The organism is Paraburkholderia sp. (assembly GCF_047605525.1).
Taxonomy (GTDB): Bacteria; Pseudomonadota; Gammaproteobacteria; order Burkholderiales; family Burkholderiaceae; genus Paraburkholderia.
The window spans coordinates 79,803-100,203 of record NZ_JASGFN010000028.1 but is presented as its reverse complement, the minus strand read 5'-3'; the positions used below and the strand labels follow the sequence as shown (position 1 = coordinate 100,203).

20 protein-coding genes are annotated in these 20,401 nt (G+C 65.7%); 5 read left to right on the top strand and 15 right to left on the bottom strand.

Annotated features, from left to right (window positions below; translation table 11 throughout):
• A partial coding sequence (bcsP, locus tag QM685_RS31050) for a cellulose biosynthesis protein BcsP (protein WP_415122688.1) occupies positions 1-484 on the bottom strand: 484 nt, incomplete at its 3' end.
• A 271-nt stretch (positions 485-755) separates the two neighbouring features.
• Positions 756-1,211: a cellulose biosynthesis protein BcsD gene (gene bcsD / locus QM685_RS31045; protein ID WP_415122686.1), complete on the bottom strand. Its 456-nt coding sequence runs from the start codon at positions 1,209-1,211 to the stop codon at positions 756-758.
• A gap of 467 nt (positions 1,212-1,678) precedes the next feature.
• Between bcsD and QM685_RS31040 the strand changes: the two genes are divergently transcribed.
• Both QM685_RS31040 and QM685_RS31035 read left to right on the top strand, forming a co-directional pair.
• Complete coding sequence (locus tag QM685_RS31040) at positions 1,679-2,824, top strand: GGDEF domain-containing protein (protein ID WP_415122684.1); 1,146 nt, start codon at positions 1,679-1,681, stop codon at positions 2,822-2,824.
• Positions 2,825-3,000: 176 nt separating this feature from the next.
• On the top strand, positions 3,001-5,376 hold the full coding sequence (locus QM685_RS31035) for an EAL domain-containing protein (RefSeq protein ID WP_415122682.1): 2,376 nt from the start codon (positions 3,001-3,003) through the stop codon (positions 5,374-5,376).
• 13 nt (positions 5,377-5,389) lie between these two features.
• Here the strand turns inward: QM685_RS31035 and hpaI are convergent, their stop codons facing one another.
• Genes hpaI through QM685_RS31000 form a run of 7 tightly spaced genes read right to left on the bottom strand, consistent with a single transcriptional unit; the run spans position 5,390 to position 11,367 of the window.
• Entirely contained in the window at positions 5,390-6,193 is an 804-nt protein-coding gene (gene hpaI / locus QM685_RS31030) for a 4-hydroxy-2-oxoheptanedioate aldolase (RefSeq protein ID WP_415122680.1), read from the bottom strand.
• 10 nt (positions 6,194-6,203) lie between these two features.
• Positions 6,204-7,007 carry a 2-oxo-hept-4-ene-1,7-dioate hydratase gene (hpaH, locus tag QM685_RS31025; protein WP_415122679.1) on the bottom strand — a complete coding sequence of 268 codons (804 nt, stop codon included), beginning with the start codon at positions 7,005-7,007 and terminating at the stop codon, positions 6,204-6,206.
• Between the two features lie 9 nt (positions 7,008-7,016).
• Positions 7,017-7,415, bottom strand: a complete 399-nt coding sequence (locus QM685_RS31020; protein WP_415122677.1) for a 5-carboxymethyl-2-hydroxymuconate Delta-isomerase — start codon at positions 7,413-7,415, stop codon at positions 7,017-7,019.
• 24 nt (positions 7,416-7,439) lie between these two features.
• Positions 7,440-8,303, bottom strand: coding sequence for a 3,4-dihydroxyphenylacetate 2,3-dioxygenase (hpaD, locus tag QM685_RS31015; RefSeq protein ID WP_415122675.1), 864 nt, complete (start codon positions 8,301-8,303; stop codon positions 7,440-7,442).
• A 37-nt stretch (positions 8,304-8,340) separates the two neighbouring features.
• Entirely contained in the window at positions 8,341-9,798 is a 1,458-nt protein-coding gene (gene hpaE / locus QM685_RS31010; protein ID WP_415122673.1) for a 5-carboxymethyl-2-hydroxymuconate semialdehyde dehydrogenase, read from the bottom strand.
• 40 nt (positions 9,799-9,838) lie between these two features.
• Entirely contained in the window at positions 9,839-10,597 is a 759-nt protein-coding gene (locus tag QM685_RS31005) for a fumarylacetoacetate hydrolase family protein (protein WP_415122671.1), read from the bottom strand.
• Positions 10,594-11,367: a fumarylacetoacetate hydrolase family protein gene (locus tag QM685_RS31000; RefSeq protein WP_415122669.1), complete on the bottom strand. Its 774-nt coding sequence runs from the start codon at positions 11,365-11,367 to the stop codon at positions 10,594-10,596. Before QM685_RS31000 ends, QM685_RS31005 begins: the two co-directional genes overlap by 4 nt.
• Positions 11,368-11,565: 198 nt before the next feature.
• On the opposite strand from QM685_RS31000, the gene hpaR reads away from it, so the two are divergent.
• Positions 11,566-11,973 carry a homoprotocatechuate degradation operon regulator HpaR gene (hpaR, locus tag QM685_RS30995; protein WP_415122667.1) on the top strand — a complete coding sequence of 136 codons (408 nt, stop codon included), beginning with the start codon at positions 11,566-11,568 and terminating at the stop codon, positions 11,971-11,973.
• 32 nt (positions 11,974-12,005) lie between these two features.
• Here the strand turns inward: hpaR and QM685_RS30990 are convergent, their stop codons facing one another.
• The 3 genes from QM685_RS30990 to QM685_RS30980 form a co-directional block, all read right to left on the bottom strand.
• The gene (locus tag QM685_RS30990) at positions 12,006-13,154 is read right to left on the bottom strand and encodes a DSD1 family PLP-dependent enzyme (RefSeq protein ID WP_415122665.1); all 1,149 of its coding nucleotides are present in this window, start codon (positions 13,152-13,154) and stop codon (positions 12,006-12,008) included.
• A 30-nt stretch (positions 13,155-13,184) separates the two neighbouring features.
• Entirely contained in the window at positions 13,185-13,859 is a 675-nt protein-coding gene (locus QM685_RS30985) for an HAD-IA family hydrolase (protein ID WP_415122663.1), read from the bottom strand.
• A 99-nt stretch (positions 13,860-13,958) separates the two neighbouring features.
• On the bottom strand, positions 13,959-14,864 hold the full coding sequence (locus QM685_RS30980) for a LysR family transcriptional regulator (RefSeq protein WP_415122661.1): 906 nt from the start codon (positions 14,862-14,864) through the stop codon (positions 13,959-13,961).
• Positions 14,865-15,002: 138 nt separating this feature from the next.
• On the opposite strand from QM685_RS30980, the gene QM685_RS30975 reads away from it, so the two are divergent.
• Entirely contained in the window at positions 15,003-16,094 is a 1,092-nt protein-coding gene (locus QM685_RS30975; protein ID WP_415122659.1) for a hypothetical protein, read from the top strand.
• Between the two features lie 22 nt (positions 16,095-16,116).
• Here the strand turns inward: QM685_RS30975 and aroQ are convergent, their stop codons facing one another.
• The 3 genes from aroQ to QM685_RS30960 all read right to left on the bottom strand — a co-directional run bounded on the left by aroQ (position 16,117) and on the right by QM685_RS30960 (position 19,160).
• Positions 16,117-16,560, bottom strand: a complete 444-nt coding sequence (gene aroQ / locus QM685_RS30970) for a type II 3-dehydroquinate dehydratase (protein ID WP_415122657.1) — start codon at positions 16,558-16,560, stop codon at positions 16,117-16,119.
• A gap of 48 nt (positions 16,561-16,608) precedes the next feature.
• Positions 16,609-17,676 (bottom strand): Gfo/Idh/MocA family protein, encoded by a 1,068-nt coding sequence (locus QM685_RS30965; RefSeq protein ID WP_415122655.1) that lies wholly within the window; start codon positions 17,674-17,676, stop codon positions 16,609-16,611.
• A gap of 80 nt (positions 17,677-17,756) precedes the next feature.
• Positions 17,757-19,160, bottom strand: a complete 1,404-nt coding sequence (locus QM685_RS30960) for an MFS transporter (protein ID WP_415122653.1) — start codon at positions 19,158-19,160, stop codon at positions 17,757-17,759.
• 240 nt (positions 19,161-19,400) lie between these two features.
• On the opposite strand from QM685_RS30960, the gene QM685_RS30955 reads away from it, so the two are divergent.
• Positions 19,401-20,357, top strand: a complete 957-nt coding sequence (locus QM685_RS30955) for a LysR family transcriptional regulator (protein WP_415122651.1) — start codon at positions 19,401-19,403, stop codon at positions 20,355-20,357.
• The last annotated feature ends 44 nt before the right edge of the window (positions 20,358-20,401 follow it).

Sequence of the window (20,401 nt, the reverse complement as noted above, 5' to 3'; positions counted from 1 at the left end):
CCCAGGCCGGCGCGGCGGGTGGAATCGGCGCGGCCACCGCCGCGCCATCACCTTGCGCCGGCGCATCCGTTCGTCCCGCATCCGGCGCCGCCCGCGCGTCATCCCCGGCCGCGTCGAGCACGCCGAAGCGCGATGACGCGCCACTCGGCATCGCGGGCTTCCCGGGCGCCGCGGCCACCGGCGGAATGTCGCGCCGATGCGATCGCATAAAGAGCGGTGCCTTCGCGCGCGTCACCGAGGCGACGTCCTTCGGCGTGGTGTCCTGGGACTCGGCGGTGAGTGCCGCGCTCTCCGGCGCCTGCGGCTTCGCCTCGCGCAGTTGTCCGATTTCCGGAATCGCCGGTTGGGTCAGATCCAGTGTCACGAGCAGCGGCCAACGGGTGCGCGCGATGCGCGCGTCGTTTTCGCGGCCGATCTCCTGGTATGCGTTGGCGTCGCCGCCAAACTGCTCGAACAGTTTTTCGATATCGCTCGATGAACTCATGATGCCGTCGTCTCGTACATGCCTTGCGTTGCCCCGAACCCGATTTCTCGTGGCGCTATTTTTTCTGCTCAACTGCTTTTTCGGGTTCCGCGCGATCACGGCGTCCGTGCCGCGCGCTCCCTTGCCGTTATTTCACTGCTATCTCGTGGTCCGGCACTGCACGCGACGCGTTAAAACCTTTGTTTCAGATGTTGACCCACGCCCGGGCGGCGCGGCTTCGTGGCCCGCGCTCACGATTGGTGCGCACGTTCCTTTTCAGGCGAGCGGTCGCTCAGGCAGGATGGCGGCCGAGGCGGAATTCGAGCGCGCTGTCCTCGCCGAACGCGCTCGTCTGCGCGACCGACAAGCCCTGCGCGCCCAACGCGCTCAGCCAGGTCTGGTAGACACCTTCGAGAAACGCCGGCGTCCACGCGAGCGCCGATTCGCCGAAAGCCGGCAGCGGCGCGCAATAGTGGACGATGCGCAGCGACTCCGCCTCGTCGGCAAGCTCGACATAACCCCAATCCATCGCGCGCCAGCAGAGATTCAACGCCTGGCCCAGCTCGGCCGTTGACGCACACGCCGGCAGCGGATGCGCGGCCGCGAAGCGGCTGCCCACGCGATGCATCAACTGACGCAGCTCGTCGCGCCCGATCTGCGCTTCGAACTCGTTCGCCAGTGCGCTCAGCATGCCGCGCCACTGCGGCGAGATCTGCCGTTCCAGCAGATAGTCGAGAATTGGGACCATGGTTTCCGGGAGTGACTCGGGCTCGCTTCGCGAAGCAAAGGCCAGGCAAGTTCGAGAAATATTTCTGGGTGCCAGAGCGGCGCGCTATATCTGTTTCGCCGCGTTGTCTGGTCGCTGCCCCGCATTCGTAGGGAGTCTACTTAAGGCGCCAACATTTAGCCACTTTCCGTTAATCAGCGTATACGCCCTCTCGATGCGCTTTCGAGGCCCGGCCACGACGTAATTTTTGCTGATCCGCTAGAGTTGAAACGTTTTCCCGCGCTGCATCATGCAAAAAGTTCACCCGCCATAGGTGTATTAACGGACAATTTCGCGGATCTTTTAGCCACGACAATTCGTGGTAAATGCAACGCCTGGCTGTCGAGCCGCACCGGGGTGTCGCTGACTATTACAGATGCCTTGCGGAATGCGGCGACGTGCGCGGGGGCGCGGGCACGTGCGACGGCGTTCGATTCAAATACATTGCAATGCTCACTCCACTCACTATTCTGCTGGTCACGGTTCTGTCGGGCGCGATGGCGATGGCCGTGCTCGGTTCGCTATGGCGCGAGGCGATTCCTGGCGTCGGCTACTGGATCACGGCCAACGCGGTGGCGATCGTCGCGCTGCTTTCATTTGCATTGCAGGGGCATGCGCCGCGCTGGCTGTCTTTCGTCGCGGCCAACGGGCTGCTCGCGCTCGCGCTGCTGCTCGTGTTCGAAGGCTGCCTGCGTTTTCTGGGACACCGCGCGCGGCCGTGGCCGGCCTACGCGGCGCTCGTCCTCGTGGTGCTCGGCATCTGCTACTGGACCTTCATCGAGCCGAACTTCAATGCGCGCGTGACGGTGATGTCCGCGTATCACGCGATCCTCTATGGAGCGCTTGCCGTACTGATGGTGCGCGGGCGCCCGGCCCACCGGCCGCGCTACAACTATTACTTCCTGGCCGCCGCGGCATCGCTGCTGTGCGCGGGGCACGGGTCGCGCGGCATCATGTACAGCTTCGGCGCGCTGATGCAGACGAGCCTGCTGCAGGTCTCGCCGTCCAACGTCGCATTCCTCGCGATCGGCATTCTCGCGCCGCCGTTCCTCGCGATCGGCGTCGTGATGCTCGCGCACGACCGCCTCGCCGAGCGGCTCGAGCGCCTCGCGAACGTCGACGATCTGACCGGCGCGCTGTCGCGGCGCGCGTTTCTCGAGATCGGCGACGCGCTGTTGAACGCGTCGTTGCGCAGCGGTGTGCCGGTAGCGATCGCGATCGTCGACATCGATTCCTTCAAGGCGGTCAACGACACGCACGGCCATGCGGCCGGCGATCAGGTGCTCGCGCACTTCGCGACATTCGTCGCGCGCGAGCTGCGGGTCGGCGACGTGTTCGGGCGGCTCGGCGGCGAGGAGTTCGGCGTGCTGTGTCCGACGACCACGGCCGCCGAGGCGGTCGTGCTGCTCGAGCGGCTGCGCGCGCAGCTCACGGCCAGCGCGCCGGGCGAACTGCCGCGCGGGCTGCGCTATACGTTCAGCGTCGGCGTGGATCAGATGCGGCGCGGCGAATCGCTCGAACAACTGATGGCGCGCGCCGACCGCGCGCTCTATGCGGCGAAGGCGGCGGGGCGTAACAGGGTGATGGTGGCGTGATTGGGGCGGCTGGCCGCATAGCGGGATAACGGCCGGCCGTAACGGCCACATAACCGGAATGGGCCGCCCAACCGGTCCCGAAATTCAACGTCGGCTAACGTCAGCCATAAATGTTTGCCCGACGTTGCCGATAACCATTGGCGGAACAACCGGAACCCGAGCCCGATAACCCCACTATGTCTGCCATCCCGACGCAGCATCTGCCCGAACCCGGTGTGCGCGAGCGCTTTCATCAGCGTTCGCTCGAACACCAGCGGCCGCTTTGCATCGTGACGATGGCATTCACGGTGATCGCGTTCCTGTGCATGGTGGTGGCGCGCACGCTGGTCGACGGTCCGGCCGCGCCGCTCGGCTATCGGCTGCTTTGCGCGCTCGTGCTCGCGCTGCTCGTGCTGGCGATCCCCCGCACGAAGTCGATCGGGCGCTTCGGCGCGATCGGCGTCGTGTACATGCAGGTGCTGATCGGCGGTGTCGTGCTGAATGCGGCCGGCGTCGCGCATCCGCTGCCGTGGCTGCTGCCCGCGCTGGTCGTGATACCGATCTGCGCGGCACCGCTGTGGCTCACGCCCGCGCATTTCCTCACCGGCAGCGCGCTTTTCTACGCGGCGGCCGTCGCGCTGCTGCTCGCCAACACGCAAACGTATGACGTCGACGCCGCCGTGTGGACGTGGGTCATCGCGATCGGCGCGCCGGCTTCGGCGGTGTTTCATTTCGGCTTCTACTATTTCCGGCGCAATCACTTTCTGCTCGAAAGCCAGCTCGCGCAGCTCGCCGCCACCGATCCGCTGACAGGTCTGCTAAACCGCCGCGCATTCGTGAAGCGCGCCCAGGCGCGCCTCGACCTGCTCGCGCCCGATGCGCGGATCAGCGCGATCTTTCTCGACATCGACAGCTTCAAGTCGCTGAACGACCGCTTCGGCCATGCGGTCGGCGACCATGCGCTGTTTCAGGTCGCGCGGGTGCTGAAGGAGGAGGTCGGGCCGCGGCACAGCGTGAGCCGCATCGGCGGCGAGGAGTTCGCGGTGCTGCTCGACGACGACCTTGGCGGCGCGCTGCAACTCGCCGAGCGGCTGCGCGTCGCGATCGCCGCGATCGAACGGCCGGACGGTCATCTGAGCGCGAGTTTCGGCGTCGCCGGGTATCGGCGCGGCGAAAGCTTCATGGTGCTGCTCGATCGCGCGGACGAGGCGTTGCTGCGCGCGAAGCACACGGGCCGCAATCGTGTCTGCGCGGAGCGCGCGCTGCCGTTCGACGCGCCGCAGCCGCCTTTCGACGACGCGTTCGCGCGGCGCGGCGCGGGCGATGACGTGGGCAACCGCGCGGCCAATGACGCGGGCGCGGATGCGGCGCGCCATCGCTGGGAAGACTTCCATCTGATCTCGTACTTCCAGCCGCTTTACAGCCTGTCGCATCAGAAGCAGGTCGGCTTCGAGGCGCTGCTGCGCGGCGAGCGCGCCGACGGCACGCTGGTGCTGCCGGCGGCGCTGTTTGCGCCGAAGCCGTCGGGCGACGAAGGCGCGCTCGACCGCGCGAGTCACGCGGTGCACCTCGGCAACGCGCGCCGCGTGCTGCCGGGCGACGCGTGGCTGTTCCTCAACATCCTGCCGGCCACGTTCATCGCCGACGGCTACGCCGATCAGCTAGCGCAAATCGTGCGCGCGGCAGGGCTCGAGCCCGGGCGCGTGATTCTCGAGATTCTCGAATCGCACGGCGGCAGCGTCGACGATATGTCGCGCGCGGCGGCGCGGTATCGCCAGCATGGCTTTCTGATCGCCGTCGACGATTTCGGCGCCGGCCAATCGAATCTCGACCGGCTGCTGCGCATTCGTCCGGACCTCGTCAAGCTCGACGGCGAACTGATTCGTGCGACCGCGCATCGCACCGGGCAGCCGATCCTGCCGAAGCTCGTGTCGCTGCTGCATCAGGCGGGGATGCTCGTCGTGGTCGAGGGTGTCGAGACCGCCGAGGAGTTGATTCTCGCGGTCGAATCGAACGTCGATTTCGCGCAGGGCTATCTGCTCGGCCGGCCCGCGGCCGGGATCGCGCCGCCCGAGTCGGTGCACCGGCAGATCGATGACGCGTTCGACGTGATCGCGCAGGGCCGCGCGCATCAGCACGCGCTGTTCGAATCGGAAGTGGCGCCGTACCGGCTCGAACTGCGGCGCGCCGCCGACGCGTTGCTCGCCGGCGCCGTGATGGACGACGCGTTCGCGACGCTCGCGGGCTTCGCGCGCTGCATCAGTTGCTTCATTCTCGACGACACCGGCCGGCAGCTCGGCCACGAGGTGCCGGGACCGGCGTGGAGCAAGGACGCGGCGTCGCTGCAGCCGGTCGCGAATCCGCGCGATGCGCGCTGGGATCATCGTCCGTATTTTCGTAACGCGGTGCTGCTGCCGGGTGAGGCGATCACCAGTAATCCGTATCTGTCGCTCGCGAGCGGGCGGCCGTGTATCGCGGTGACGCTGGCCGAGCAGCTTGCGGCCGGGCGCTGTGTGATCGGCGTGGAGCTGGACTGGTCGGCGCGGGGGTTGCCGTGGCCGGCGACCGAGTAGGGTGGGGTGCCGTTCAGTACCCGCCCTTGACCGGCGCCGCCATCGGCGCCGCATTCTTATACGACGCAGCGAGGTCCGCGGCCGCGCGGCTCAGCAAGCCTGTGTCCGTACCGACCGCGACGAAAGTCGCGCCCGCCGCGAGGTATTCGGCGGCCAGCGCCGGATCGGGCGCGAGCACACCCGCCGCCTTGCCCGCGCCGCGCACCGTATCGATGCCGTGGCGAATCGCGTCGCGCACGCGCGTGTCGCCCGGCTTGCCGAGCAGTCCCATCGACGCGCTCAGATCCGACGGCCCGAAAAACACGCCGTCCACACCGTCCACGCGCGCGATCTCCGCGAGATTGTCGAGGCTCTGCACGGTTTCCGCCTGCACGAGCACGCACAACTCCTCAGCCGCGGTGGCCAGATAGTCGGGCACGCGATTCCAGCGCGACGCGCGCGCGAGCGCGCTGCCCACGCCGCGAATGCCCTGCGGCGGATAGCGGGTGGCCGCGACCGCGTCGAGCGCTTGCGCGGCGGTGTCGACCATCGGCAGCAGCAGCGTTTGCGCGCCGATGTCGAGCAGTTGCTTGATCAGCGCGGCGTCGCTCTTCACCGGCCTCACGACCGGATGCGACGGATACGCGGCGACCGCCTGCAATTGCGATAGCGTGCTGCGCACGTCGTTCGGCGCGTGCTCGTTGTCGATCAGCAGCCAGTCGAAACCGGCGGTCGCGAGCAATTCGGTCACGTACGCGTCGGCGAGCGCGGCCCACAGGCCGAATTGCGGCTTGCCTTCGGCGAGCGCGCGTTTGAACGGGTTGGTCGGCATGGACATAGCGATGCACTCAGATGAAATTCAAACCGATGCCGCCGAGCGGGCCATAGTCGACGTGGAACGTATCGCCGGCACGCGCCGGAATCGGGCTCGTGAACGAGCCGCTCAGGATCACGTCGTTCGCATTCAGCATTTCGTCGTACGGCGCGATCTTGTTCGCGAGCCACGCGACGCCGGTGGCCGGATGATTGAGCACCGCCGCCGCCAGCCCGCTTTCCTCGACCGCGCCGTTCCTGTACAGCAGCGCGCCGACCCAGCGCAGGTCGACGTCGAGCGGACGCACCGGCCGGCCGCCGAGCACGACGCCCGCGTTCGCGGCGAAGTCGGAGATCGTGTCGTAGACCTTGCGCGGCGCGCGCGTCTCGCGGTCGAACTGTTCGATGCGCGCGTCGATGATCTCGACGGCGGGCGTGACGTAAGCGGTTGCGTCGAGCACGTCGAACAGCGTGACGCCGGGACCCTTCAGCGGCTTGCCCAGCACGAACGCGAGCTCCACTTCGACGCGCGGCGCGATGAAACGGTCCACGCGAATGTCCTGGCCGCCGTCGATGAACATGCTGTCGAGCAGCGGCGCGTAATCGGGTTCGTCGATCTGCGACGAGCGCTGCATCGCGCGCGACGTGAGCCCGATTTTTCTGCCCTTGATCACGTGGCCTTCGGCCAGTTTCAGCTTGACCCACTCGCGTTGAATCGCATAACCGTCCTGCACGGTCATCTGCGGATACTGCGCGGAAAAGTGACGCAGTTGCGTGCGCGTTTTCTCCGCGTGGTCGAGTTGCGCGGCGAGGTCGCGGATGGTCTGTTCGTCTAGCATGGTGAATGATCAGCCTTTGAGCCGTGCGTGCAGGTTGTTGTGCTTCCAGGTGCCCGCTTCGCTGAATTCGTTGATTTCGAGCGATAACGCGAGCCCCTGCCGTTCGAACTCTTGCGCAAAGCGTTGTTTGATCAGCGCAAATAGCGCATCGCCGGTGGCTTTCCTGACCGCCTCGGAACGGCCCGCGCCGATCTTCAGATTCGCGTGCAGGAATGCGGCGTCAGGACGTCCGTCGGCGATGCGGTACTGCTCGCAGCGTAGCGCGCGCACGCGGATGCCGCCGAGCGGATAGACGCGCTCGCCGTTATCGCGCTGCGCATCGAGACACTGCGCGAGCTCGTCGCACAGCTCGCCGATGCGTTGCGCGTCGGCGAGATTCGCGCTGTATTCGAGTGTCAGATGTGGCATCGTGTGTCCCTCGTGCTTCGTGATTCAGGCGGGCAGCGGCGTGACCGGGAAGATCGCGTTGATCTGGCCGGTGCCCGAACTGCCGAAATAGGGCGTGACGACTTCGACCTTGCCGTCGTAACGGTCCCAGCCGAGCGCGCCGAGCAGCATCGCGGTGTCGTGCATGCCGCCTTCGCCCCAGCATTTCTCGTTGTAGAGCGGCAGCATTTCGCAGAAGGTTTTCCAGTCGCCGGCTTCCCACAGGCGCACGACGCTGCGATCCATCTGTTCGAGAAACGGGCTCCACACCTTGTGCATGAATTGCTCCGCGGTGCCGTTGTTCGCGAAGTGGTGGGAGAGCGATCCGCTCGCGAGAATCGCGACCGTTCCGTCGTAGCGTTCCTCGATCGCCTTGCGCGCCGCGAGCCCGAAACGCGCGCTCGTTTCGAGATCGTGCCACATGCACCAGCCCGCCACCGACACCGTCTTGAAATGCTGATCGCCGTTCATGTAGCGCATCGGCACCAGCGTGCCGTATTCGAGTTCGAGCGTGGTCTCGCTGTGCGCGCGGCTTTTCACGCCCATTTCGTTCGCGACGTCCGCAATCGACTGACCGAGCCCGACATTGCCGGGGTACGCGTACGGCATGTTCTTGATGAAATGCGGCAGCTCGTTACTGGTGTACACGCCTTCGAATTTCGGCGCGCAATTGATGTGGTATTCGCTGTTCACGAGCCAGTGCACGTCGAACACGACGATCGTGTCGACGCCGAGTTCGCGGCAGCGCCGGCCGATTTCATGATGGCCGTCGATCGCGGCCTGACGGCAACCCTTGTGCGGACCGTCGAGTTCGGACAGATACAACGACGGCACGTGAGTGACTTTTGCTGCCAACGCGAGCTTGCCCATCGCGGTCTCCTTCTGTTCTGGCGGCTGGCGGCTTTGATCAGACGCCCCAGCGCGGAATGTGATGCGAGCCGAGCGACACGCAGACGTTCTTCGGTTCGAGAAACACTTCATAGCTCCACGTGCCGCCTTCGCGGCCCACGCCCGAGGCCTTCGTGCCGCCGAACGGCTGGCGCAGATCGCGCACGTTCTGGCTGTTCACGAAGCACATGCCCGCTTCGACCGCGGCGGCCACGCGCAGCGCGCGGCCGGTGTTCTCGGTCCAGATATAGCTCGACAGGCCGTACGAGATGTCGTTCGCGAGGCGGATCGCTTCGGCTTCGTCGTCGAACGGAATCAGGCACGCAACCGGCCCGAAGATTTCTTCCTGCGCGATGCGCATGCGGTTGTCGACGTCGACGAACACCGTGGGCGTGACGAAGTTGCCCTTGCGCAACCCGTCGGGCAGATCCGGCGTGTCGAGCCCGCCGCACGCGAGCGTCGCGCCTTCCTTCGGACCGAGTTCGATATAGCTGCGCACTTTCGCGAGATGCCCCTGGCTGATCATCGGGCCGACGATCGTGCTTTCCGCGAGCGGATCGCCGACCGTCAGACGCTTCGCGCGCTCGATAAAACGCTCGGCGAAACGCGCATAGATGGAGCGTTGCACGAAAATGCGCGAACCCGCGGTGCAGCGCTCGCCGTTGTTCGAGAAGATCATGAATACGGCGGCGTCGAGCGCGCGTTCGAAGTCGGCGTCGTCGAAGATCACGAACGGCGATTTGCCGCCGAGCTCCATCGAGAACTTCTTCAGGCCCGCGCTCTGCACGATGCGGTTGCCGGTCGCGGTCGAACCGGTGAACGACACGGCGTGTACGTCGCGATGCGCGACGAGCGGCTCGCCCGTTTCCTTGCCGTAGCCGTGCACGACGTTCAGCACGCCCGCCGGAATGCCGGCTTCGAGCGCGAGCCTACCGAGCATCGACGCGGTGAGCGGCGACAGCTCGCTCATCTTCAGCACCGCGGTGTTGCCGAATGCGAGGCAGGGCGCGACCTTCCATGTCGCGGTCATGAACGGCACGTTCCACGGCGAGATCAGCGCGCATACGCCGACCGGATGAAACAGCGTGTAGTTCAGATGCGTGTCGGTCGGATACGTGTGGCCGTCGACGCGCACGCACATCTCGGCGAAATAGCTGAAGTTGTCGGCCGCGCGCGGCACCAGTTGCTTGCGTGTCTGCGAGATCGTCTGGCCGGTGTCCTTCGTTTCGGTTTCCGACAGCTCCGGCACGTGCTTCGTGATCAGCTCGCCGAGCTTGCGGATCAGCTTCGCGCGTTCCGCGGCGGGCTTGCCGGCCCACGCGGGAAACGCGTTTTTCGCCGCGCGCACCGCGTCGTCGACTTCCTTCGCGCCGCCGCGCGCGACTTCGCCGAGCACTTCCTGGGTGGCCGGATTGACGGTTTCGAAATAGTCGATCGAGGCGCATGCCTCGCCGTTGATCAGATGGTCGATCGGCATTGCGTTGTCCCTTTCCTGTTCGCTTGGGTTGTGCTGTGCATCAGGCGCGGCCGAAGTCCGCGTCGGAGGCGATCGTGTTGATGAGACGGCCGAGGCCGTCGATTTCGCAGACGACTTCGTCGCCCGCATTGACGTTGACGATACCCTCGGGCGTGCCGGTCAGGATCACGTCGCCGGGCGCGAGCGTCATGAAGCCGCTCAGATATTCGATCAGCGCGGGGATGTCGGTGACGAGATCGCGCGTATTGCCGCATTGCACCCGCGTGCCGTTGACGAAGGTGCGCAATTCGAGCTCCGTGACGTCGGCGATATCGGCCGCGTCGACGAACCAGGGCCCGAGCACCGTGCCGCCGTCGCGATTCTTCACGCGCAGGTTCGGGCGATAGTAGTTTTCGAGGTAATCGCGAATCGCGTAGTCGTTCGCGATCATATAGCCGGCCACATGCCGCATCGCGTTGTCGTGCTTGACGTTCCGCGCGGTTCGACCGATCACGACCGCGAGTTCGCACTCGTAGTGCATGAACGTGACGTCGGCGGGGCGGCGCGTGACGCCGCGATGGCCGAGCACCGTGCCCGGTCCTTTCAGAAATACGAGCGGTTCTTCCTGCTTGCTGAACTGCAATTCCTTCGCGTGTTCGGCGTAGTTCAGGCCGAGCGCGAAGATCGTGCCGACTTCGACCGGCGCGAGCCAGACCACTTCGTCTTCGCGACACACGCGGCCGTCCGCGAGACGCACGCCGCTCTCGTGAGGATACGCTTCGTGAATCGCTCCCGCATACGCAACCCGGCCGCGCATCATGACTGTTCTCCGTTATGTTGATCCGCGCCGACGAACGAAACGACCAGCGGCGGCAGATTGCCGATCGACAGCGTGGCCGTGTCGCCGTTATGCGCGACCGGCGAACCGTGGCGCACGCCGAGCGTGATGACGTCGCCCGCATTGAGCGTCATGAAGTCGGTGACGTCCGCAAGCAGTTGCGCGACGTTGCGCACCGACGATGCGGTACTGGCCGTGAACGGTTGCGCGCCGTTCAGCGATACCGCAATGTCGAGATTATCCGGCGTCGCAACATGGCGCGCGGCGACGACGGCCGGGCCGATTACGCAGAAGCCGTCACGTGCGCGCAGGCGCACATTAGGGCGGTACACGTTGATATGCGGCACGCTCAGATCGCCGACCAGCGTATAGCCGGCGATGTAGTCCACCGCGCGCTCCACGCCGACGCGCGTCGCGGTGCGGCCGATCACGATGCCGAGCGACGCGCCGACTTCGACGCCCGATGCGTCGTCCGGCACCACCACGCGCGCCCGATGCCCGGCGAATGTGTTGCGCGGCTTCAGATACAGCACCGGCGCTTTCGGCGGCGCCTTGTACGGCGCCGCGTGCACCGCGTCGCCCAACGCGTCCAGCGCGGCACGGTCGTTCAGCAGGGTTCCGTACACGGCGCCGCTGACCGGCACGCGGCACGCGACGCCGCGCGCCAGCAGCGCCGCCGCGGCGCCGGCATCCACGTCGCGGGGCAGCGCGTCGCCTTCGGGATGCAGCAGATGATCGGCAAGGACAAACATGACGGTACGGCCTCGTGAAGAATCGTGGAGAAAATCCGGCGGAAACACTAATATGTTAGTAGTATCCTGCCTGATATGATTCACGGTCAATAGGCTGTGGGTTGATCGCGGGTTTTCCCTTAAGCTTCGACAGCTTCTTCTTCATTTCTTGCCAACATGTCCGCCGCATCCATCCGAGTTCTGCATCGCAATCTGCCCATGCTGTTGTTACGCGCCCGCGAAAAAATGATGGAGCGTTTTCGTCCGTTGATTACCGCGCACGGACTGACCGAGCAGCAATGGCGGGTGATTCGCGCGCTCAACGAGCATGGCCCGATGGAGCCGCGCCATATCTCCGATATCTGCACGATTTCGAGCCCGAGCATGGCCGGCGTGCTCGCGCGCATGGAGAGCATGGATCTCGTGACGAAGGAGCGTTTCGTGGAAGATCAGCGCCGCGTGCTCGTGTCGCTGACCGATACGAGCGTCGAACTGGTGCGCGTGATTTCGAAGGATCTCGAGGCGCACTATCGCGAACTCGAGCGCAAGGTGGGACCGGAAATCGTCGAGCGCGTGTATCGCGCGGTCGACGATCTGCTGGCCGGTCTGTCGGAAGAGGATGAGTGACTGACGCGGGCGCGTGCGTGTGACGTGGCGGCTTACCAGCCGTAAAAGCGTTGCCACTCGACACTGCTGCCGTCCGGCGCCACCGCGTGATATGCGGGGAACTGCGCGCCGGTCGCGCATGCGTGATTCGGCAAAATGCGCAGCTTCATGCCGATCGGAAAGCGCTGTGCGATATCGCCGACATGCGCGGTTGCGGGCGCCTCGGCTGGCGTCGACGAAAGAATGCCGTGCTCCTGATTCGCGCCGCTCACCACGTAACCGGACAGTAAGGTACCGTTCAGCAGACACGGCTGACCATAGCCGAAATCACGCGACTGCCGCGACGTGCCGCGATCGCGGCTCAGCGCCATCCAGCCCGCGTCGAGAATCGCCCAGCCCTTGTCTTCCTGATGGCCGATAACGGTCGCGAGCACGCTGAGCGCGATGTCGTCGAGCGCGCAGACGCCGACGTTGTGCATCACCAGATCGAACAGCACGTACACGCCGGCGCGCACCTCGGTCACGCCTTCGAGATGCCGCGCGGCGAGCGCGGTCGGCGTGGAGCCGACGCTGACCGCCGGGCACGCGATGCCCGCCTCGCGCAGCCGCCCGGCCGCGCGCACGCAGCCGGCGCGCTCCTGTTCCGCGAGCGCGGCGAGCGCTTCCGGTGTGTTCAACTCGTAGCTCGAACCCGCGTGGGTCATCACGCCGCCGACCTTGACACCGTTCTCGTGCAGAATCCGCCCGACGTCGAGCAGGGTCTGCTGTTCCGGCCCGATGCCCGAACGGTGTCCGTCCGTATCGACTTCGATCCAGACTTCGAACGTCTCGCCGTGCTGATCGGCGAATGCGGCGATCGCCGCCGCGGCGGTCGGATTGTCGACCACGAGTTTCAGATCGCAGCCCTGACGGCGCAGCGCGAGCGCGCGCGGCAGCTTCGCCGGGACCATGCTGACCGCGTACAGAATGTCGTCGATGCCGGCCGCGAAAAACGCTTCCGCTTCCTTCAGCGTGGATACCGTGATGCCGCGCGCGCCGGCGGCGATCTGCGCGCGCACGACGTCGATACATTTGGTGGTTTTCACATGCGGGCGGAACGCGACGCCGAGCGTGTTCATATGCGCCTGCATCCGCGCGATGTTTTTCTGCATCCGCGCGACGTCGATCAACGCGGCCGGAGTTTCGATCTGTTCGAGTTTCATGCTTGCACCTGGGAGCGGCGTGTTCGGGGTTCAACGTTGAGGATGGCCGAAGCGCTCGAGCCACGGCACCAGCCGGTCGAGCGACGGCGATTCGATCTCGGGCGCCTGCGCGCCCTCGACCAGCGGCAGGCCGACGCGGTTGTGCCAGTAGGTCCGCAAACCGGTGGCGGCGGTGCCGAACATGTCGTAGCTGGAGCCGGCGACGAACGCCGCGCGCCGCGGCTCGACGCCGAGTTGGTCGAGCGCGAGCCGGTACGGCCGCGGGTCCGGCTTGTAGACGCCGGCTTCCTCGGCGGTCACGATCGCATCCCAGCGGACCGGCAGGAGCGCGGCGGCCTGGCTGCCGAGCCGCGTCGAACAGTTGGTGACGACTGCCAGCTTGCAATGCGGCGCGAGCGCGCGCAACGCGTCGAGCGCGCCGGGCCAGGGCGTCAGGTTCAGCCAGTCCACTTCGAGCGCGTGCGCGGCGGATTCGGGCAGGCCGACTTGCGCGGCGGCATCGTGCACGAGCTGTTCGTAGGCGACGTAACGGCCGCAGCCGTAGGTGAGACGCAGATAGGCGGCGCGCCACGCGCGGCCCGCCGGTTCGGAGCCCGCCGCGCGGTTCCAGACGGTCCACGAGTCGAGCAGCGCGGTCAGCAGGTCGAACAGGACCGCGTCGGGATAGGCGGCGGATGGGGCAGAGGCATGAGCGGCGGCAGTCATGATTTCACGTTGGCCGGCTGTGGAAAGTGAATCGATTATAGGATTGCGTTTGCGCGCGGGGGTTCAGCCGGATTGATTCATAGATTCAGTCTGGTTGAATCATCGCCGCCACGGCGGCAATGGCCTGAACCGGCTCCGCAGATACTGCATGAAATGGCGCGTGCGCGCGGGCAGCCCCGTGCGCCGATGCGTCAGCGCGATCACATTCGCATCCGGCGCTTTCCAGCCCGGCAGCAGGCGCACGAGCCGGCCTTTCGCGAGGTCGTCGGCGACGTCCCATTCGGAGCGCAGAATCACGCCGCGTCCTTCGCAGGCCCATTGACGGATCACGTCGCCGTCGTTGCAGCTCAGATGCGCGCGCACGCGCACGCTGCGGCGCGTGCGGCCCTTGCTGAACTGCCACAGCGAAACGTCCTCGTTGTTTTCGCGCAGCACGATGCAAGGCAGGCTGCTCAACGCGTCCGGCGACTCGGGCGGCCCGATGCGCTTGACGAGCGCGGGCGCCGCGCAGACGAACCGCGCATTCGGCGCGATCGTATAGCCGACCAGATTCGACAGCGGCAGCTCGCCGATATGCACGACGATATCGAAGCGATCCAGCGTTTCGGTCAGCGGATGATCGGACAGCGTGAGCGCCACGTCGATATCGGGGTTCCGTTGCTGGAATTCGCCGATCACCGGCGCGAGATGGCGTCGTCCGAAACCGAGCGGTGCATTGACTTTCAGCGTGCCGACGAGACCGCCGCGGCGCATTTGCAGATCGTCGAACAGCGCATCGAACTGCTCGATCAGTTGCGCGCCGCGTTCGCATAGCAGCAGGCCTTCGTCGGTGAATTGCAGGCGGCGCGCGCTGCGGTTCACGAGCTGCGCGCCGAGTTTCTTTTCGAGCTGTTGCAGACGCTGCGTGACCGCCGATGGCGACAGCGCCAGCTTGCGCGCGGCGGCGATCAGGCTGCCGCTCGCGCGCAGCGTCAGCAGGAAGCGGATATCGGCCGAATCGTTCATGTCTGCGAGTAGCGGGTGTGGAGTCTCGCAGCATAATGCGTCCGGAGCGATCACAGGGTAAAGTGGCGCTTCTGGTTTTGAGCGTGCTTTTGTGCGCGCCACCTCCTGCTTTCGTTCGATCATTCGAAGAGAAGTCCGATGCCGTTGCCACATGAGCCGTCCACTGCGTTGTCCATTGGCGCCAGCGCCCCAAAAAACCTGCTGAAACAGGCGGTTTTTCTGCACACCGGCTGGCGCAGCGCGGGCACGTGGGTGTGGTCGCGTCTGCGTGAACTCGAGCGCGTGGCCGGTTTTTACGAGCCGCTCAGCAACGTGCTCGCGGATCTGAATCTCGCCGGCGTCGCCGCATCCCGGCCGACCCTGACCTCCGGACATCCTCCGCTCGTTGCGCCGTACTTCGACGAATACCGGCCGTTTCTGCGCGAAAACGCGCGCGGCGTGACCGGCTACGACAGGCGCTTCAGCATCGACCGTTTCTCGCGCGAGCCCGATGCGCCGTTCCCCGCGTTGCAGGCTTATCTGCGTCATCTGTGCGAGCACACCGTCGAACAGGGGCGCGTGCCGGTCTTCAAGTTTTGCCGTTCGGGCGGCCGGCTGCCGTGGCTGAAGCAGGCATTTGCCGACGCGCTGCACGTGGGCGTGCTGCGCAATCCCGCGTCGCAGTTCGCGTCGGGCTGGCTGCTGCGGCAGCAGTGGAGCAATGCGTTTTTCGTCGCCGCGCCGTTTCGCGTGCTGGGACTGAATCAGTGGGACCCGCTGATCAGGGAAGTGGTCGGCATCTGCGGGGTGAGCTTGCCGCCGCTCGCGTCGATGCCTGACGACGCGTATGCGATGGCGTGCGAGCAATACGCGCGCACGGTGGACAGCGATAACGCGTATCGCGCGTTCATTGCGTTGTGGATTCTCTGCGCGCTGCGCATGGGCGAGGGCGTCGATCTGCTGATCGACATGGACCGGTTCGGGCAATCGCGTGAATATGGCGCCGGTTTGCGTGCCGCGTTCGATGCGCAGTGCGGTTTGTCGCCTGACTTTGGCGACGCGCGCGATCTGGTCGAGGAAACGCGGCGCAGCGCGGCGCGCATGACGGGCATCGACGGCGGCGCGCTGCGCGCCGTGCATTCCGCCGCGTTGAAATTCCTGAAGGCGCAAGCCGGCGTCGAGGCCGGCTTCGTCGAAGTCGTGCGCGAGAAAATGGTGCTGGCGAACGAACTGACCGAAGCGTGGCGCTAGACGTAAGCGGCCTGCCGGCGCGTTATGCCGAACCCGCCGCCGACACCGCCGCGCGCAGCCCGAGCAGATAGCTGTCCACGCCGAAGCCGCAAATCTGTCCTTTGACGATCTCCGCGAACACCGACTGATGCCGGAACGCCTCGCGCGCGTGAATGTTCGACATATGGATTTCGACCACCGGCACCGTCAGGATCGCGAGCGCATCGCGAATGCCGTAGCTGTAGTGCGTCCAGGCGCCCGCGTTGATCAGCACGCCGTCCGCATTGTCGGTGAACGCCTGATGGATCCGCTCGCACATCGCGGCTTCGCTATTGGTCTGAAAGCTCTCGACGCGCACGCCGAGTTCGTCGCCCAACGCCCGCAGGCGCGCGTCGATTTCGGCGAGCGTGATCGTGCCGTATTGCGCGGGGTCGCGCTTGCCGAACATGTTGTGGTTGATGCCGTGCAGCATGACGAACGTCTTCATCGGTAAGCCTCGATAGCAGATGGAAAAAGATGCGGATGGCGCGCGATTTTAGCGCGCCGCCGCGACAGTGCGCGTCGTGTCGACAACCGCGCCCGATCGGGCCGCTTCGACGATCGCCTCGGTAATGCGCAGATTCAGCAAGCCGTCCTGCGCGCTGACAAGCGGTGCTTCCTCGCCGTGAATGACGCGCACGAAATGCTCGAGCTGGCGTTTTAGCGGATCGTCGCGCGTCATTGCCGCGATGCTGACGTCGAACGGCTTCCACCACGAACGGTCCGCGGCTTTGGCGTAGGTTTTCAGGCGCATCGTCGGCACCGCGAGCGAGCCGAAGGTGCCCGCGATCACATAGCAATCTTCGTCCGGATACGACGGATACGCGTTGTTTTCTCCCGATGTCTGCTCCCAGCTACGCGCGCTCGCGGCGGTGTCGGACAGCATGAAGCTGCCGAGCGCGCCGTTCGCGAAACGCAGATTGATCGCGACCGTGTCCTCGACCGGAAAGCCGCGCGTCGCATGCGACGAGAAAGCCTGCACCGCGACGATGTCGCCGCACAGCATGCGCAGGTTGTGCACTTCGTGAATCATGTTTAGCAGGATCGGACCGCCGCCCGGCTGGCGGCGCCACCCGGCGTCGGCGAAGTACTCGTCCGGCTTGAAGAACACCGCGCTGCCCATCACCGCGACCAGTTTGCCGAGCCGGCCTTCGTCAATCAGTTGCCGCGCGCACGCCATGATCGGACTGTGCGCGCGATGATGGCCGATCAGCAGCGGCACGCCGCTGCGCTGCGCTTCGTCGGCGAGTACTTCGGCTTCGCCGACGCTCGGCGCGATCGGCTTTTCGAGCAGTGTCGGCAGGCGCGTCGCGAGACAGCGTAACGCATGTTCGACGTGCAACTGGTTCGGCGTCGCGAGAATTACGCCGTCGGGCCGGTCACGTTCGAGCAGTTCGTCGAGCGTGCGGTACAGCGGCACGCGGGCCTCGGCCGCGACGACGGCGGCCGCGGGCGACGGGTCGACGATCGCCGAGAGCGCGCACGCAGCGCTTTGCCGCGCGAGCGCCATATGCGCGCGGCCGATATAGCCCGCGCCGGCCACGGCGATCCGGGTGCTGTCCATGAATCGGTTCCTCTAAAGTTCAACTGCAGTGCGGATCAGGCGCGGATGAGGCGCGCAAGAGCGGGCTTACGGCAAGCGGCTTACGCGATCGCCTTTTTTGCTTTGGCCATGCTCTGCGCGCGCATCGCTTCGTAGCTGTGCTTGTCGATCGGCATCGCGCCCGGCTCGCCGAGGTCGCTCAGCCTGACGCGGAAGTTTTCGCGCGCGCTCCACGCGGCGACCGCCGCGACGATCGTGATGGCGAACGTGATCGCGCCGACCGTCAGCGGCACGTTGTTCGATCCCGGCGGCGCGACGTACGCGAACAGCGCGGGCAGCAGCGCGGTGATCGTCGTGCCGATGTTCTGGCCGATCGCCATCGCCGAGACACGCGAGCGGGTCGGGAACAACTCCGGATAGAAGCTCGGGAAGATCGCGTTGTAGCCCTGATAGATGACGCCCCACATCAGGATCGACATCACCATCGCGAGCGGCACGTTGCGGATGCTGATCGCGTACAGGTACGCGAACGACAGCAGCCCGGTGCCGAGCGCGCCGACGATGATCGGCAGACGCCGCCCGATCCGGTCAGACAGATTGCCGACGTAGGGAATCACGAGCACCGCGACGATGTTGCCGATCACCGGAATCCACAGATACAGGCTCTTCGAAAAGCCGATGCCGTACGACGCCTGCACCGCATACGCCGCGCCGAAAATCGTCGCGACGACCGGGATCACGTTCATCAGCGAGCACAGCACGACGCGCAGCATGTCGCCCCAGTTGTAACGGAACGCTTCGATGATCGGCGAGCGCGGCACCTCGCCGCTCGAGTCTTCCTTCTCGAACGCGGGCGTTTCCTCCACTTCACGGCGAATGATGTAGCCGGCGATCAGCACGACCGAGCTCAGCAGGAACGGAATGCGCCAGCCCCACGCGTTGAACGACGCGTCGTCCATGTAGTAGGCGAGCGGCAGGAACACCGCGGCGGCGAGAATCTGTCCGGCCTGCACGCCTTGCAGCGTGAAGCTCGCGTAATAGCCGCGCCGTCCGAAGGGCGCGTGTTCGAGGATCATCGAGCTCGCGCCCGAGATTTCGCCGGCCACCGCGAAGCCCTGGATCAGGCGCAGCACGACGAGCAGCACCGGCGCGAGGAAGCCAATGTGGTGATACGTGGGCAGCAGACCGACCGCCATCGTCGACAGGCCCATCAGGAACATGCAGACGAGCAGCACGTTCTTGCGGCCGTGCGTGTCGCCCCAGTGCCCGAGCACGAGCGCGCCGATCGGCCGCGCGACGTAGCCGACGCCGTATGTCGCGAGCGACGCGACGATCGCGATTTTGGGGTTGCCGGAGGGGAAGAACAGTTGCGGGAAAATCAGGGCCGCGGCCTGCGCGTAGATGAAGAAATCGTAGTACTCGAGCGCCGAGCCGATCCAGCCGCTGGCGGTTGCCTTGCGAGCCTGCGAGCCGTGCCCGCTGCTTGCCGGTGCGTTCGTTTCCATATCGTCTCCTGAACAGTAGTTTTGGGTTCCTGTCAGCTTCTATGGCTGAATCATTGGCGTCCTTAAACCCGCGCGGTGCAAGCCAGGATTTTCCGGGGTCACGTTGCCGCGGTGCGGCAGGAATGCCAGGGTTTACCACCGCGCCGGGTACCCCGGCATGGCATGCAAACGGCTGACCCTTGCCCAACCAGTCCGGTCGGATTAGGTTAATAGAGTTCCGCGCCGACACAATGCGACCCGATGTCAAATCAGAATGCGCTCACAGCCACGAATGAGTCATTTCTGCGCGACTTGCAGTTGTTCTGCCATATCGCGCGGCGGGGCAGTTTCGTCGCGGCATCGACCGAAATGGGCCTGTCGCCTTCGCATGTGAGCAAGCGTATCGCGATGCTCGAGGCGGGTCTCGGCGTGAAGCTGTTTCAGCGCACCACGCGGCGGGTGAGCGTGACGAGCGACGGCGAAGCCGCTTTGCAGTGGGCGCAGAAAATCCTCGACGATGTGCAGGGCATGGCCGACGCATTCGCGGATCGCCGCACCGAGCTGAGCGGCCTGTTGCGGATCAGCACGAGTCTGCGGCTCGGCCGCAAACATGTGTCGCCGATTCTCGCGCTGTTGCGCGAGCGCCACCCGAACCTCGAAATCTGGCTGGAACTGCTGGACCGGCGCGCGGACGTCGTCGGCGAGAACTTCGATATCGATGTGCGCGTCGGCGATGTGCAGGAGCCGCATCTGATCGCGCACAGGATGGCTGAGAGCGCGCGCATTCTGTGCGCGTCGCCGGCTTATCTCGAGCGGCATGGCGTGCCGGTTGAACTCGACGATCTGACGCGGCACGATTGCCTGCTGTTTCGCGGACGCGACGATCGTTTCGGCGTCTGGCGCCTGAGTGGGCCGAACGGCGAGAAGAGCGTGAAGGTAACGGGCACCGTCGCGTCGAACCTGAGCGACATCGTCGTGCAATGGGCGAGAGACGGCTATGGGATCGTGATGGTGTCGATCTGGGATGTCGCGCAGAGCCTGCGCGCCGGTGAACTGGTGCGGGTGCTGCCGGATTATCAGCAGTCCGCCGACGTATGGGCGGTGACGGCGGAGCGGCTGTCGTCGTCGGCGCGGATTCAGGTGTGTATCGAATTTCTCAGGGAGCAGTTGACCCGCGGACCCTATGCGCTGGTGACGCGCGGCGTGGGTGGGTTCTGAACGGCGCCTGTCTTTTCTGAGCGCGCCTTCGGCCGCTTATCGCT

What these genes read in the sequence shown, in the direction of transcription:
- bcsD (WP_415122686.1), bottom strand. Translation starts at nt 1,211, where the DNA reads ATGGTCCCAATTCTCGACTATCTGCTGGAACGGCAGATCTCGCCGCAG.
- QM685_RS30955 (WP_415122651.1), top strand. Translation starts at nt 19,401, where the DNA reads ATGTCAAATCAGAATGCGCTCACAGCCACGAATGAGTCATTTCTGCGC.
- hpaH (WP_415122679.1), bottom strand. Translation starts at nt 7,007, where the DNA reads ATGCTAGACGAACAGACCATCCGCGACCTCGCCGCGCAACTCGACCAC.
- QM685_RS31040 (WP_415122684.1), top strand. Translation starts at nt 1,679, where the DNA reads ATGCTCACTCCACTCACTATTCTGCTGGTCACGGTTCTGTCGGGCGCG.
- QM685_RS31020 (WP_415122677.1), bottom strand. Translation starts at nt 7,415, where the DNA reads ATGCCACATCTGACACTCGAATACAGCGCGAATCTCGCCGACGCGCAA.
- QM685_RS31035 (WP_415122682.1), top strand. Translation starts at nt 3,001, where the DNA reads ATGTCTGCCATCCCGACGCAGCATCTGCCCGAACCCGGTGTGCGCGAG.
- aroQ (WP_415122657.1), bottom strand. Translation starts at nt 16,560, where the DNA reads ATGAAGACGTTCGTCATGCTGCACGGCATCAACCACAACATGTTCGGC.
- QM685_RS31005 (WP_415122671.1), bottom strand. Translation starts at nt 10,597, where the DNA reads ATGATGCGCGGCCGGGTTGCGTATGCGGGAGCGATTCACGAAGCGTAT.
- hpaI (WP_415122680.1), bottom strand. Translation starts at nt 6,193, where the DNA reads ATGTCCATGCCGACCAACCCGTTCAAACGCGCGCTCGCCGAAGGCAAG.
- QM685_RS30975 (WP_415122659.1), top strand. Translation starts at nt 15,003, where the DNA reads ATGCCGTTGCCACATGAGCCGTCCACTGCGTTGTCCATTGGCGCCAGC.
- QM685_RS30980 (WP_415122661.1), bottom strand. Translation starts at nt 14,864, where the DNA reads ATGAACGATTCGGCCGATATCCGCTTCCTGCTGACGCTGCGCGCGAGC.
- QM685_RS31000 (WP_415122669.1), bottom strand. Translation starts at nt 11,367, where the DNA reads ATGTTTGTCCTTGCCGATCATCTGCTGCATCCCGAAGGCGACGCGCTG.
- hpaR (WP_415122667.1), top strand. Translation starts at nt 11,566, where the DNA reads ATGCTGTTGTTACGCGCCCGCGAAAAAATGATGGAGCGTTTTCGTCCG.
- QM685_RS30990 (WP_415122665.1), bottom strand. Translation starts at nt 13,154, where the DNA reads ATGAAACTCGAACAGATCGAAACTCCGGCCGCGTTGATCGACGTCGCG.
- QM685_RS30960 (WP_415122653.1), bottom strand. Translation starts at nt 19,160, where the DNA reads ATGGAAACGAACGCACCGGCAAGCAGCGGGCACGGCTCGCAGGCTCGC.
- QM685_RS30965 (WP_415122655.1), bottom strand. Translation starts at nt 17,676, where the DNA reads ATGGACAGCACCCGGATCGCCGTGGCCGGCGCGGGCTATATCGGCCGC.
- hpaE (WP_415122673.1), bottom strand. Translation starts at nt 9,798, where the DNA reads ATGCCGATCGACCATCTGATCAACGGCGAGGCATGCGCCTCGATCGAC.
- hpaD (WP_415122675.1), bottom strand. Translation starts at nt 8,303, where the DNA reads ATGGGCAAGCTCGCGTTGGCAGCAAAAGTCACTCACGTGCCGTCGTTG.
- QM685_RS30985 (WP_415122663.1), bottom strand. Translation starts at nt 13,859, where the DNA reads ATGACTGCCGCCGCTCATGCCTCTGCCCCATCCGCCGCCTATCCCGAC.